At 69.6% G+C, this 12,116-nt stretch carries 14 protein-coding genes and 3 pseudogenes; 10 read left to right on the top strand and 7 right to left on the bottom strand.

Going from position 1 to position 12,116, the window contains the following annotated elements; genetic code table 11:
* Positions 1 to 42 precede the first annotated feature (42 nt).
* From rpsR to rpmG, 4 genes are read right to left on the bottom strand one after another with little or no spacing between them, the layout of a single operon-like run.
* Entirely contained in the window at positions 43 to 282 is a 240-nt protein-coding gene (gene rpsR, locus ACZ5XZ_RS06595; protein ID WP_468974982.1) for a 30S ribosomal protein S18, read from the bottom strand.
* A 35-nt stretch (positions 283 to 317) separates the two neighbouring features.
* The gene (locus ACZ5XZ_RS06590) at positions 318 to 1,475 is read right to left on the bottom strand and encodes a GTP-binding protein (protein ID WP_468974981.1); all 1,158 of its coding nucleotides are present in this window, start codon (positions 1,473 to 1,475) and stop codon (positions 318 to 320) included.
* Complete coding sequence (locus ACZ5XZ_RS06585) at positions 1,472 to 1,723, bottom strand: type B 50S ribosomal protein L31 (RefSeq protein ID WP_468974980.1); 252 nt, start codon at positions 1,721 to 1,723, stop codon at positions 1,472 to 1,474. Before ACZ5XZ_RS06585 ends, ACZ5XZ_RS06590 begins: the two co-directional genes overlap by 4 nt.
* A gap of 5 nt (positions 1,724 to 1,728) precedes the next feature.
* Positions 1,729 to 1,932, bottom strand: a complete 204-nt coding sequence (gene rpmG, locus ACZ5XZ_RS06580) for a 50S ribosomal protein L33 (RefSeq protein WP_468974979.1) — start codon at positions 1,930 to 1,932, stop codon at positions 1,729 to 1,731.
* Positions 1,933 to 2,016: 84 nt separating this feature from the next.
* Here rpmG and rpmB point away from each other — a divergent pair, with 84 nt between their 5' ends.
* A complete protein-coding gene (rpmB, locus tag ACZ5XZ_RS06575; RefSeq protein ID WP_468974978.1) occupies positions 2,017 to 2,253 on the top strand; it encodes a 50S ribosomal protein L28 in 237 nt (78 codons plus the stop codon).
* Positions 2,253 to 2,558: a 30S ribosomal protein S14 gene (rpsN, locus tag ACZ5XZ_RS06570; protein ID WP_468974977.1), complete on the top strand. Its 306-nt coding sequence runs from the start codon at positions 2,253 to 2,255 to the stop codon at positions 2,556 to 2,558. The genes rpmB and rpsN overlap by 1 nt, the downstream gene beginning before the upstream one ends.
* A 328-nt stretch (positions 2,559 to 2,886) precedes the next feature.
* Here rpsN and ACZ5XZ_RS06565 read toward each other — a convergent pair whose 3' ends face one another.
* Positions 2,887 to 3,384 carry a Fur family transcriptional regulator gene (locus ACZ5XZ_RS06565; protein WP_468974976.1) on the bottom strand — a complete coding sequence of 166 codons (498 nt, stop codon included), beginning with the start codon at positions 3,382 to 3,384 and terminating at the stop codon, positions 2,887 to 2,889.
* A 107-nt stretch (positions 3,385 to 3,491) separates the two neighbouring features.
* Here ACZ5XZ_RS06565 and ACZ5XZ_RS06560 point away from each other — a divergent pair, with 107 nt between their 5' ends.
* The 5 genes and pseudogenes from ACZ5XZ_RS06560 to ACZ5XZ_RS06540 all read left to right on the top strand — a co-directional run.
* Entirely contained in the window at positions 3,492 to 4,445 is a 954-nt protein-coding gene (locus ACZ5XZ_RS06560; protein WP_468974975.1) for a metal ABC transporter substrate-binding protein, read from the top strand.
* Entirely contained in the window at positions 4,442 to 5,242 is an 801-nt protein-coding gene (locus ACZ5XZ_RS06555) for a metal ABC transporter ATP-binding protein (RefSeq protein WP_468974974.1), read from the top strand. Before ACZ5XZ_RS06560 ends, ACZ5XZ_RS06555 begins: the two co-directional genes overlap by 4 nt.
* Before the next feature lie 4 nt (positions 5,243 to 5,246).
* Positions 5,247 to 6,110, top strand: a complete 864-nt coding sequence (locus ACZ5XZ_RS06550; RefSeq protein WP_468974973.1) for a metal ABC transporter permease — start codon at positions 5,247 to 5,249, stop codon at positions 6,108 to 6,110.
* Positions 6,107 to 6,952 (top strand): metal ABC transporter permease, encoded by an 846-nt coding sequence (locus ACZ5XZ_RS06545; RefSeq protein ID WP_468974972.1) that lies wholly within the window; start codon positions 6,107 to 6,109, stop codon positions 6,950 to 6,952. Before ACZ5XZ_RS06550 ends, ACZ5XZ_RS06545 begins: the two co-directional genes overlap by 4 nt.
* A gap of 163 nt (positions 6,953 to 7,115) precedes the next feature.
* Positions 7,116 to 7,196, top strand: a pseudogene (locus tag ACZ5XZ_RS06540) (DUF6445 family protein); the annotation flags it as partial.
* A 128-nt stretch (positions 7,197 to 7,324) separates the two neighbouring features.
* Here ACZ5XZ_RS06540 and ACZ5XZ_RS06535 read toward each other — a convergent pair.
* Both ACZ5XZ_RS06535 and rpmF read right to left on the bottom strand, forming a co-directional pair.
* Positions 7,325 to 8,238: pseudogene (locus ACZ5XZ_RS06535) on the bottom strand (GTP-binding protein); the annotation flags it as partial.
* A 27-nt stretch (positions 8,239 to 8,265) separates the two neighbouring features.
* Positions 8,266 to 8,442, bottom strand: a complete 177-nt coding sequence (gene rpmF, locus ACZ5XZ_RS06530; protein WP_069570074.1) for a 50S ribosomal protein L32 — start codon at positions 8,440 to 8,442, stop codon at positions 8,266 to 8,268.
* Between the two features lie 199 nt (positions 8,443 to 8,641).
* Here rpmF and ACZ5XZ_RS06525 point away from each other — a divergent pair, with 199 nt between their 5' ends.
* The 3 genes and pseudogenes from ACZ5XZ_RS06525 (at position 8,642) to ACZ5XZ_RS06515 (ending at position 12,115) form a co-directional block, all read left to right on the top strand.
* Positions 8,642 to 9,205 (top strand): GNAT family N-acetyltransferase, encoded by a 564-nt coding sequence (locus tag ACZ5XZ_RS06525; RefSeq protein WP_468974971.1) that lies wholly within the window; start codon positions 8,642 to 8,644, stop codon positions 9,203 to 9,205.
* A gap of 116 nt (positions 9,206 to 9,321) precedes the next feature.
* A pseudogene (locus ACZ5XZ_RS06520) lies at positions 9,322 to 10,799 on the top strand (Y4yA family PLP-dependent enzyme).
* A complete protein-coding gene (locus ACZ5XZ_RS06515) occupies positions 10,796 to 12,115 on the top strand; it encodes a pyridoxal-phosphate dependent enzyme (RefSeq protein WP_468974970.1) in 1,320 nt (439 codons plus the stop codon). Before ACZ5XZ_RS06520 ends, ACZ5XZ_RS06515 begins: the two are co-directional and overlap by 4 nt.
* The last annotated feature ends 1 nt before the right edge of the window (position 12,116 follow it).

The raw sequence follows: 12,116 nt of genomic DNA, 5'->3' as shown, positions 1-12,116 counted from the left end.
TCCCCACGCCACCGCCAACGGAATGTTTCGCATCGAGGTCTGTTACCGGGAGCCGTAGGGGATGAGAGCCATCTCGCGGGCGTTCTTGATGGCGCGGGCTATCTGCCGCTGTTGCTGCTTCGTCACATGGGTCACCCGGCGGCTGCGAATCTTGCCTCGGTCGGAGATGAACTTCCGCAGCAAATCGGTGTCCTTGTAGTCGACATACGTAATGCCGGCGGCCGCCAGCGGGTTGGCCTTGCGCTTGACGGCCTTGGACTTGAGGTTGCTGCGGCGGGCCATGCCAGATCCCTCCTCATGGTTTCGGTGGTACACGTTCAGGCGACCGGGTCGAGGAGTTCGTCGAAGGCGTGCGACAGCTCTTTCCACGCCCCTGGTCCGGCCGCGTGCTCGGTGTCGGTCAGCAGGCAGGAGTCCAGCAGGATCAGCAGGTTCTCCCGGTCGAGGCCGGGAGAGGTGAAGGTGAGGTGCTGACCGCGGTCGCCGTGTTCCGGATGCCAGTCCAGCGAGGCCGCGATGCGGCGTTCCGCAGACACCATCTCCCAAGCGGCGTCGGGCAGCGCGGCCAGCCAGGGCCCGGCGGACTCCACACACAGCGCACCGCCGGCGGCGTCCCAGGCCAGCAGCGTGTCGGGCCGGTCGGCCAGCCAGAACCGCCCGCGGATACGCGCCGCGGCACAGACCAGATCCTCCAGGGCCGCATAGAGCCGCCCGGGGTGGAACGGTCGGTCTCGCCGCCACACGAGAGTGTCGACGCCGTGTGCGTCGGCTTCCTGCGGCAGCAGCGCGCACGACGGGTGCTGACGCGCCGCTGCGGCCTCGACGTCGAATCCGGTCAGCAGGGCCGGCCCGAGCGTGCCCTCGCCCACCCGCAAACGCTGTGCGGCCGGGGTGAGTTGGGCGAGCAGCGCGAGGTCGGCGTCGTCCGCCGGTTCGTCGCCTTCGGCGAGGGCGAGCACCGTGGGGTACTCGATCTGCCGGGCGAAGGTGTCGGCGACGGTGCGCTGATCGGTGGGAGCGGCCGCGAGGCCGGCCTCGGCCAGGTCGTCCCCGTTCGACAGGCACGGCAGGACGAGCGCCGGATCGACCGCGGTGGCCACCCCGGTCAGCTCCAGCGCTTCGCTCTCGGCCGCGATGACGGCCGCCATGGCCTGCGGCTCGATGGAGTCCCACAGCTCGACGACGGCCAGCCGGTACGTTCCGGCGTCGGCGAGCCGCACCAGTTCGGGAACCAGGTCCTCACGCAGTGCGCAGCACGCGCAGTCGTTGACCAAGGGCGTGTGACCGCTGCTGACGGGACCGCTCAGATCGCGGATGGTGCGGTGCACCGAGCCGTCGGGTCCGGCCGACAGATCGTGGTGGAGGACGACGGTGCCGGGCACGGAGTGCAGGATGTCCCCGACGGCCGCGCGCCGGGCGCCTTCGCACAGTCCGCCGACGATCACCACCGGCAGGCGGGGCGAGGCGACACTCACCGTTCCCTCCGCCCGTAACGGCGCTGGAAGCGCTCCACACGCCCTGCGGTGTCCAGGACCCGCTGGGTGCCGGTGTAGAAGGGGTGGCTCACCGAGGAGATCTCCACATCGATCACCGGATAGGTGTTGCCGTCCTCCCACTCGACGGTCTTGTCACTGGTCGCCGTGGAACGGGTCAGGAAGGCATGGTCGGCGGCCCGGTCGCGGAAGACGACAAGCCGGTACTCGGGGTGGATTCCAGGCTTCACAGGGGTCAGCGCTCCTCACGGAAATCGACGTGCCGGCCGACGACCGGGTCGTACTTGCGCAGGGTCAGCCGGTCCGGATCGTTACGGCGGTTCTTGCGGGTCACGTACGTGATTGGGGTCTCCCCTGCTCGAACGAAGTTGAGAGCTTGGGGAACGGTCCCGGCAGTGGACCTGAGCTTGACGATCGGACGCAGTTCGTTACGGGCCATGCCCCGCAGCATACACAATTGGTTTTCATTTTCATTAACCTGTTACGGTGCTGCGGAATCGACCAACACGCAACAAGGGGAGCCATGTCCGCTCACTGCCAACTCACCGGCCGGCAACCCGGCTTCGGCAACAACATCTCCCATTCGCACCGCCGCACCAGCCGCCGGTTCGACCCCAACATCCAGCGCAAGCGCTACTGGCTGCCCAGCGAAGGCCGCCACGTCCGGCTCACGCTGAGCACCAAGGGCATCAAGACCGTCGACACGATCGGCATCGAGGCGGCCGTGGCTCGCATCCGCGCACAGGGAGGCAAGGTCTGATGGCAAAGAAGAGCAAGATCGCCAAGAATGAGAAGCGGCGCGCGATCGTCGCCCGCTACGCCGAACGCCGTGCCGTACTCAAGGCACTCATCGCCGACCCGAACGCATCCGACGAGGACCGCGCGGCCGCCCAGCAGGAACTGCGCCGCCAGCCACGCGACGCCAGCGCCACCCGGGTGCGCAACCGCGACTCCATCGACGGCCGCCCCCGCGGTCACCTGCGCGCCTTCGGCCTCTCCCGCATCCGCCTGCGCGAGATGGCGCACGCGGGCGAGCTCCCCGGCGTCACCAAGAGCAGCTGGTGACAGTCAACGGCCCGACCTGACAGGCTGCGGCCCCCGCTTCCGTCGAAGCCGGGATCCGGGTGGATGCCAGGCGCAGGCTCATGCCGTCCGGGCGTTCCCCGGGCGGCACTTCCATGTCAGCCCAGGCTCGTATCCGCAGGCAGACCGTGCGCCGAGCCGCAGGCGATCTGGCCGACGGCGCCGCGTACGGCCCGCAGGGCTTCCCCCTCCATGAGAGGAAGGCGATGACGGTCTCCAGCGGCGGGCATCCAGGGCCCGCGTAGACGGTTGGCGGATGACGATGACGGTGTCGTCGCCGAGGGGGCGAGGAAGCGTCGTACGCGGCCCTTCAGCACGCTGATCTGCGGGGATCGATGGGGCGGGGGGACGCCTGGCGGCATGGCGCTTCTCCTTGTTCGGCAGAGGTGCCGCAGTCGGCGCAGACGCCGCTGAGTTCGAGGGTGTGCTCGACGGCGGTGAAGCCGGTGTGTTCACCGAGCCGGTCGGCCCACTCCTCGACCACGTCCGTGTCGACGGCCTGGCTGCGGCCGCAGCACCGGCAGATGAGGTAGTGGCGGTGGCCGTCGTCGGGCCGCTGCCGGTACAGCCGCTCGCCGGTCTCGTCGCGGACGACGTCGACGCGGCCTGCCCGCTCCAGGTCGCGCAGGGTGCGGTAGACGGTGCTGAGGCCGACCCCGACGCCTGCTTCCGTCAGCAGTGCGTGCAGGGCCTGGGCGGAAACGAAGTCTCGGCAGGCAGCGAACGTGCGCAGCACGGCGGTGCGCTGACGCGTCCTGCGCGCACCCGGCTCCACGGCGGCCGTCCACCCCGCCTCTGCGCTGCTCATCACGACTCCCCGTTGACCTGCGGCCTGTCGATCACCGACACTAGTTGAACATGATTTTCATGTCTATCATGCCCCGAGCCTTCCACGCCCACGCCCCAGGAGATCCCGTGCACCGTCCGAAGCAGTCCCTCGTCCCCCTTGCCGTCATACCCCTGGCCGCCTTGTCGCTGGCCGGCTGCGGCGCGAAGGGCGACTCCGCACAGTCCGACCGCGCCGGCTCGGGCGCTCTGAAGGTGGTGGCCACCACCACGCAGGTGGCGGACTTCGTCCGCACCATCGGCAAGGGCCACGTCGACGTGGCCCAGCTCGTGAAGCCGAACGCCTCGACCCACGAATACGAGCCCACGCCCGCCGACCTCCAGGCGATAGGCCGGTCCAAGCTGCTGTTCGAGAACGGCGTGGGCCTGGAGGAGGAGTGGCTGGACAAGCCGGTCCACGCCTCTGGCTTCAGCGGCGAAACCGTCGACACCAGCCGGCGTGTCACGCTGCGCCAAGGCGAGGACGAGGAGACCGGCAAGCCCGCCGACGACCCCCACATCTGGCACAACCCCCGCAACGCGAAGATCATGTGCGACACCATTCGGAAGGCGCTGATCAAGGCCGACCCGGCACACAAGGCCGACTACCAGGCGCATTTCACCGCGTACGCCGCCAAGCTCGACGCTCTCGACAAGAACATCGAGCAGCTGATCGGCTCTCTCCCCGAGAACAGCCGCAAGCTGGTCACCAACCACGACGCCTTCGGCTACTACGTCGACCGCTACCACCTCACCTACGTCGGCGCGGTCATCCCCGACTTCAGCGACCAGGCCGAGCTCTCCGGCAAGCAGATCGACAGCCTGGTGAAGAAGATCAAGGCGCAGAAGGTGAAGGCCGTCTTCGGCGAGAGCTCGCTGCCGCCCAAGACCGCCAAGGGCATCGCCCGGCAGGCCGGGGTGAAGGTGATCGCCGGTGACGGCTCGCTGTACGGGGACTCGCTGGGGCCCAAGGGCTCGGCCGGTGATACCTACCTCAAGAGCGAACTGGCCAACACCAAGACGATCGTGGACGCCCTCAAGTGACCACGTCCGCCATTCCCGCGCCGCGCGCCGGAACCGGGCCGGACAGACAACGGCCCGCGGTCATCTTCGACCACGCGTGTCTGTGCTACGGCTCCACGGTCGCGCTCGATGACGTGCACGGCTCGGTCGCCGGCGGCCAGGCGCTCGCGCTCGTCGGCCCCAACGGGGCGGGCAAATCCACCCTCCTCAAGTCGGCGTTGGGGCTGGTGACCGTGGCTTCGGGTTCGGTGACCGTGTGCGGGCGTCGTCCGGCCGCCGCCCGCACACGCACCGCGTACGTGCCGCAGGCCGACACCCTCGATCCCGAATTCCCGGTCACCGTCGGGCAGGTGGTGCTCATGGGCCGCTACCGCGCCGTCGGTTGGCTGCGCCGGCCCGGGCGACGGGACCGCGCCATCGCCGCCGAGGCGCTGGACCTGGTCGGCCTCGCCGACCGGGCACGGGACCGCTTCGGCACCCTCTCCGGCGGACAGCGGCAGCGCGTGCTCCTGGCGCGCGCCATCGCCCAGCACGCGGACGTACTCCTGCTGGACGAGCCCTTCAATGGCGTGGACGCCGTCAGCAGGGACGCTCTGCTCGGCGCGCTGCGCGAGCTGAAGGCGGGCGGCGCCGCGGTCCTCGTCAGCACGCACGACCTGGCGATCGCCCAGGCCCTGTGCGAGCAGGTCTGTCTGCTCAACGGGCGGCAGTTCGGCTTCGGACCGGTGCGGTCGACGCTCACCACCGGCAACCTGAAGGAGTGCTACGGCGCCCGGGTGCTCGAAGTGGACGGCAGCGCCATGGTGGCGGGGGTGTGACCGCATGGACATCCTCACCGACCCCTTCCAGGCCCCGTACATGGCCCGGGCCTTGGCGGAACTGGTGATCCTGGGCGTGCTCGGCGGCGCGGTGGGGGTGTTCGTGCTCGTGCGACGCCTCGCGTACGTGGCGGACGCCCTCACCCACACCGTCTTCCCCGGCGTCGTCATCGGCTTCGCCGCCGGCGCCGCGGAGGGGGTGTTCTGGGGCGCCCTCGCCGCGGGTCTGCTCACCGCAGCACTGCTGACGCTGCTCACGCGCACTCCGCGGATCAGCGAAGACGCGGCGCTGACCGTCATCCTCACCGCGCTGTTCGGGCTGGGGGTGGTGCTGGTCTCACGACAGCACAGCTACCACCACGACCTGACGGCATTCCTCTTCGGCCAAGTGCTCACCGTCACCGACGAGGAGATCACGCAGAGCGTGGCCCTGGCCGTGGTCTGTCTGGCCGTGCTCGCCGTGCTCGGGCGCCATCTGACGCTGCGGGCCCTCGATCCGGAGGGCGCCCGCGCCCTGGGCTACCGCATCGGGCTGCTGGACCTGGCCTTGAACTCGGTGATCGCGCTGGTCGTCGTCGCGGCGGTGCGATCGGTCGGCACCATGCTGGTCATCGCCCTCCTGGTCATCCCGGCGGCCGTCGGACGGCTCCTCTCCCACCGCATCCCGGTGATCGCGGCCACGGGGGCCGGCTTCGGCGGGCTGTGCGCCTGGATCGGACTGACGGCCAGCAACGAAGCATCCCTCCGATACGGGCTGCCGCTGGCCGCAGGCCCCGCCGTGGTCCTGCTGATGGTCGCCGGATACGTGACGCTGCGCGCCGCTACCGCAGTCACCCGCCTTCGCAAGACCTGGAAGGTACGCACATGAGCTGGCTCACCTCGTACAGCGACCGCGCCCTGCTGGAGGCGGCGCTGGTCGGCGCGGTCTGCGGGGCGATCGGCCTGCATATACTCCTGCGCCGACTGGGGTTCTTCGCGATGGCAATGACCCATGCCACCTTCCCCGGGGTGGCGCTCGCCACCCTGACCGGCTTCGACCTCTACCTCGGCGGCGCGGCCACGGGACTCCTCGGCTGCCTGTGCGTGGTCGGCGTCTCACGCCGCCGCGATCAAGGCAACGGCACCGCGACCGGCATCATGCTGGCAGCGGGCTTCGCCCTCGGCGTCGCCGTACTGTCCGCCTCCAACGGCTTCGGCAAGAACCTCGAAGCCTTCTTGACCGGCTCTCTCCTGACAGTCTCGGACCACGACCTGGCGACGACGACGGCCGTCGGCGCCATCGTCCTCCTCGTCCTCGGGATGCTGCACAAAGAGCTTGTGCACGGCGCCTTCGACCCCGACGGGCAACGGGCCGCCGGATACCCGGTGACGGCTCTCGAACTGCTGCTCCTGCTGCTGGTGGAAGCCGTCATCGTCGTCACCGCCCCGGCCATCGGCGTGATGCTGGCCATGTCCCTGATCGTCGGCCCCGCCGCCACGGCCCGGCTGTGGACGGACCGGATCCGCACGGCCGTACCGCTGGCCGTTGCCGTCGGGGTCGGTGGCTGCGTGATCGGCCTGGAGTTCTCCATCCGCTGGGACATGGCAGCCGGAGGCACCATCAGCCTCGTCATCGCCGCCCTCTTCCTGATCTCACTCGTGACCTCACCGCATGGCCTTCGACCCCGGCTCCGAAGCCCCCGAGCCAACCCCCGGACGGAGGCCACGTGAGAGATGCGAAAGCCCCAGGAACATGCGCTCCGCTACCCGGAGTTGACGGAAGACTGACCAATCCCCGGCAGAGCTCTGACGCTTTCCGGCCATAAGGTCGGCCGCATGCCCCCACACCCCCCGAGGCCCCCGGCGCTTCCCGTCCTCCCCTACCGCAAACCCCCTGATGCACAGCGCCACCGGCTACTGGGGAAGCACCCTGGAGGACAAGCGGATGACCGCGGTCTTCTTCTGGATGGCCTGACACCGATCGGGGCAGCAGAACACGCCCGACCCGGCATGCTCCAGGGTTCTGGCGATCGCGTTCGCTTCAGTCCGCGTGAATGTACTCGGACGCGTTCTCGTGCGCACAGGCGTCGTCGAAGCCGTACGTTTGGAACGCAGGATGTCGCCGTACGCTCCGCCGTCCAGGTCGTCGGCGACGAAGCGCCACAACCGCTCGGGGTGGAAGGGGCGGTCGGCGCGGAAGACGAGGCTGGAGATTCCGTACTCCTCGGTCTCCGGGACATGGTCACCGTTGAGTTCGGCGACCCAGCCCGGGGCCTGCTGAGCCTTCTCCACGTCGAAACGCCCGGTCCCGAGAACGCGGACCGGGTCGATCCGCCCGTGGCTGACGGGCACGATCTGGGCGGAGGGGTTCAGCCGGGCCAGAGCGGCTCGCAACCGGTCGGCTTCCGCGTCGGTGACCAGGTCGAGCTTGTTCAGCACGATGACCTCGGCGAACTCGACCTGGTCCATCAGCAGATCGCTGACGGTGCGCTCGTCGTGCTCGTACTGGTCGAGGCCCCGCTCCGTCAGTTCGTCTCCGCGCCCCAGCTCGGGCAGGAAGTTGGCGGTGTCGACGACGGTGACCATGGTGTCCAGAGCCGCGATGTCCGCGAGCATGCGCCGTCGTCGCGCGCGAAGGAGAACGTGGCGGCCACCGGCATGGGCTCGGAAATCCCGCTGGACTCGATGAGCAGGTAGCCGAACCGGCCTGCACGGGCGAGCCGCTCCACCTCCTCCAGCAGGTCGTCCCGCAACGTGCAGCAGATGCAGCCGTTGGTCATCTCCACCAGCCGCTCCTCGGTACGGGACAGCGCCGCTCCCCCGTCCCGCACCAGCGCGGCATCGATGTTGACCTCGCTCATGTCGTTCACTATCACCGCCACCCGCAGCCCCGCGCGGTTGTTCAGGACGTGATTGAGCAGCGTGGTCTTGCCCGCGCCAAGGAATCCGGACAGCACGGTGACAGGCAGACGGCGGTGGGATGGCGCGGCGGGGCTGACACGGGACGGCTTCCTCAGTTCTCGTACGGAGCGGCGGACGGGTCGTCAGCTCTTCCCGGGCAGCGGCAGCAGCCCGCGTTCGTAGGCGCGCACGAGGCGCCGGGGCACCTGGTACTCGACGCCGTCGACGTGGATCGGGGCGAGCTCCGGAGTGCTCGCCTTCCACTGCGCGCGGCGGTGGCGGGTGTTACTGCGGGACATCTTGCGCTTGGGCACGGCCACTGCGGAAAACCTCCGAGAGACGGATCGAAAAGACGAGTCGGACACGCGAAGCTACATGAAAACGAATGTCGTATGCAAAAATATGGCAGCGGTGAACCCCAGCGCGGACCTATGGGCCGCAACGCCAGCCCCCGGCCGACCACGGCCCCCCGGACGGGGCGGGCCTACCGGACTGTGGAGGTCTGGCAGGCTGTCCGCCATGAGTGCCACCATGGCCGACCACGTTCCGCCCGAGTTCCGACAGGTCACCCAACCGCCGGAGATGCCCCCGAAGCGCAGGACTGAGCTGATCGAGTGCTGGGCGGCCGTGACCAACGCCGGCGGTCCGGTCGTGCCGCTCGGATTCCCCCTCCCCCCTGTCAGCGTCGAGCAGGTCGCGCCGGCTGCCGACCGACTCATCGCCGGGCTCGATCCGCGGCGCAGCCGACTACTGCTCGCCACCGTCGGGGACGACCTCGCGGGCTGGCTGCTCGTACGCCGTGACATGCATCCGCTGATCGCGCACTGGGGCGAGATCAACCACCTCCAGACACATCCACGTTTCCGCGGCCAAGGCATCGGGGCCGCGCTGATGCGCCGCGTCCGCGAACTGGCGCGGGACGAGATGGGCCTGGAGCAGCTCCACCTCGCGGCCCGGGCGGGCATGGGACTTGAGGGCTTCTACCGCCGACTGGGCTGGCGGGAGGTCGGCCGCTGGCCGGGGGCCTTGCGGGTGGCGCCCGGGGACGACCGCGACGACATCCTGATGGTTCTCGCCCTCTGATTCGGCCGCCGGCCGCCCCTGCCGACTCGATATCCGGGAGTAAACAGCGTGCGAGTGGGAAGAAATTAAGGCCGGACGGCGGCAGCGGTGTCACCTCACCGGGGAGGAACGCCTGGATGCACGGTGCGCCCTTGTACCTGGAACCGGTCCTCGAACCACCGCTGGCGTCGCTGCTGGAGTCGCCCGCGTTCCTGCACACGTTGGTCGATGCGCTCGGCTCACCGCTCAATGTCGTGCTGCCCGACCGGATCGCGGAGAACGTCGAGCGTTTCCGCTGCTCCCTTCGTCGCCACCACCTCACCGGCCAGGTGTTCTTCGCGCACAAGGCGAATCGTTCCAGTGCACTGGTGCGACGGCTCGCCGCCACGGACACCGGCGTGGACGTGGCCTCGCTGGGAGAGCTGCAACACGCCCTCGGCGCCGGCTTCACCCCGGAACGGATCGTGGCGACCGGTCCCAAGGACCCGGAGTTCCGCTGGCTTGCCGCGCGCACCGGCGTCATGGTCAGCGTCGACGGGCAAGGGGAGCTGGAGGACCTCGCCGCCGTGGTGCGCGCGCACGGCCTGCCCCGTGTCCGGGTCCTGCTGCGGTTGTCGGAGTTCGAGGCGTCCGGGGTCAGGGTACTCTCCCGGCGCAGCCGCTTCGGCTCCTCCGTGCGCTCCCTGGACCGGCTGCTGGACACGGTCGAGCGCCACCAGGACGCCATCGAACCGACCGGGGTCGCCTACCACCTCGACACCACCAGCCTCGACGAGAAGGCCGTCGCACTCGAAGGCTGCCTCCGAGCCATGGGCCGGCTGCGGCGCCTGGGATTCGAGCCGCGTGCCATCGACATCGGCGGCGGCTACGGCGTCAACTACCTGGCGCACGGCGCCCAGTGGGACCGCTACACGACCTCGCTCACCGAGGCCGTGCTGGGGCGCCTTCCCCTGCTGACCTGGGGTGGGCACGACTACGGCCTGCGCGCCGAGAACGGCACCCTCCGCGGCGCGCTCACCCTCTACCCCGCCCACCGCCCCGTCGCCGGACCCGCCTACCTAGACGCGCTGCTGTCGACGCAGGCTCCGACCCTGGGCAGCCGCCCGCTGGGCACGCTGCTGCTGGAGAACCTGTACGACGTGCACATCGAGCCCGGCCGGGCGCTGGTGGACCAGTGCGGGCTCTCACTTGCGAAGGTGGCAGAGACACGCCGTACCGACTCGGGGAACATCTCGTGCGTCTCGCGATGACGGCGCGCGATGTGAGTCTGGAGGAGCACGGGGTCCTCGTGGATCCCGTGCTCCTGCCCCGCGACGACGCGTCGGCGGGGACTGCGGGGACACCGGAACCGGTGGGCGTGTACCTGAGCGGAAGCCTGTGCCTGGAGACCGATCTGATCACCCGTAGGACGGTCTTCCTGCCCCGGCTGCCACGACCCGGTGACCTCCTCGCCTTCGCCAACACGGCCGGCTACTGCATGGACTTCAGCGCCACCCGCGCCCAGCAGCAGCCCGTCGCCCGCAAGGTCGCCGTCCACCGGGAGGCGGGCTCCTGGAGCTGGTGCCTGGACGAGCAGTACTGGCCGGTCAACTGCCATGGGGGGCATGACACATGAGGTACGACAGCATCACCGAGGCCATCGGCAACACACCGCTGGTCCGGCTCGATCCGGCCGTGCACGGTCTGCGGAACATCGACCTCTACGCGAAGCTGGAGCTGCTCAACCCCTTCGGTTCGGTCAAGGACCGTGCCGCCTGGCACATGGCGCGGGCCGGGCTGCCCGGTGCCCGGGAACGCGGTGAGACGATCGTCGAGCTGTCCAGCGGCAACACCGCCAAGGCGCTGGCCGTCATCGCGGGCATGCACGGGCTCACGTTCAAGAGCGTCACCAACCGGATGCGGGTGCCGGAGATCAAGGACCTTCTCCTGCTGCTGGGCGCCGAGATCGAGGAGCTGCCCGGGCAGACCGAATGCCTGGACCCGACCGCCACCGAGGACCCGCTGACCCGCTTCCACCAGGAGCTGACACGCCCCGGCAGCACCCACCTCCACACCGATCAGTACTTCAACGCGCTCAACACGGAGGCGCATGCGGCCGGCACCGGCCCCGAGATCGTGGCGGACCTCGACGGCCGGGCCCCGGACTGGTTCATCGCCTGTGTGGGCACCGCCGGTTCGTCCACCGGGGTGGCCAGGGTGCTGCGCGAACACGATCCGGGGGTACGGGTCGTCGGTCTGGTCGGACAGAAGTCGGACTTCATCCCCGGAATCCGCAATGTCGACGAGGTGCACGAGGTCGGTCTCTTCGATCCGGCCACATACGACACGATCGAGCCGGTGAGCTCCGACGAGGCGATCGACGGGATGCTGACCCTGCTCCGCCGCTGCGGGATTCTCGCCGGTCCCACCGGCGGCGCGGCGTACTTCGGCGCCCTGCGCCATCTACGCCCATTCGACGCCGGGCTGACGGAACGCAGGGCCGCCGTGTTCATCGTCTGCGACCGGGTGGAGAGCTATCTCGGCTATGTCCGGCAGCGGCGGCCCGAGTTGCTGGGCCGCCCGCCGGTGAGGAACTCCGTGGCCACGCTCACCGACTCCGAGATACGGGCGGCCACGGTCATCGACACCGCCGACGCGCAGAAGTGGATCGCGACGGACCGGCCGCTGGTCATCGACCTGCGCAGCCCCTTCGCATACGCCGCGCTGCACATCGCGGGGTCGGTCAACATCGTGGACGAGCTGTTCGACGAACTCCTGCGGGGCGGGCTGCCGTTCAGCAAGCGGCAGCCGGTGCTGCTGGCATGTCCGGTCGGAGAGAAGTCCGACCGGTACGCGGCCCTGCTGACTCGCATGGGACATCCCGACGTGCGCAGTCTGGCGGGCGGCATCATCGCCTGGCGGGACGCGGGTGCCCCATTGGTGCGTGACTGAC

Source organism: Streptomyces sp. NPDC033270, from assembly GCF_055576575.1.
The sequence above is the reverse complement of the archived record's forward strand: the minus strand, read 5'-3'. Positions and strand labels throughout refer to the sequence as shown.

Excerpts from the sequence above, each read along its gene's own strand:
- rpsR (WP_468974982.1), bottom strand. The coding sequence starts at position 282 with ATGGCCCGCCGCAGCAACCTCAAGTCCAAGGCCGTCAAGCGCAAGGCC.
- rpmG (WP_468974979.1), bottom strand. The coding sequence starts at position 1,932 with ATGGCCCGTAACGAACTGCGTCCGATCGTCAAGCTCAGGTCCACTGCC.
- ACZ5XZ_RS06545 (WP_468974972.1), top strand. The coding sequence starts at position 6,107 with ATGAGCTGGCTCACCTCGTACAGCGACCGCGCCCTGCTGGAGGCGGCG.
- ACZ5XZ_RS06565 (WP_468974976.1), bottom strand. The coding sequence starts at position 3,384 with ATGAGCAGCGCAGAGGCGGGGTGGACGGCCGCCGTGGAGCCGGGTGCG.
- ACZ5XZ_RS06515 (WP_468974970.1), top strand. The coding sequence starts at position 10,796 with ATGAGGTACGACAGCATCACCGAGGCCATCGGCAACACACCGCTGGTC.
- ACZ5XZ_RS06525 (WP_468974971.1), top strand. The coding sequence starts at position 8,642 with ATGAGTGCCACCATGGCCGACCACGTTCCGCCCGAGTTCCGACAGGTC.
- ACZ5XZ_RS06550 (WP_468974973.1), top strand. The coding sequence starts at position 5,247 with ATGGACATCCTCACCGACCCCTTCCAGGCCCCGTACATGGCCCGGGCC.
- rpsN (WP_468974977.1), top strand. The coding sequence starts at position 2,253 with ATGGCAAAGAAGAGCAAGATCGCCAAGAATGAGAAGCGGCGCGCGATC.
- rpmB (WP_468974978.1), top strand. The coding sequence starts at position 2,017 with ATGTCCGCTCACTGCCAACTCACCGGCCGGCAACCCGGCTTCGGCAAC.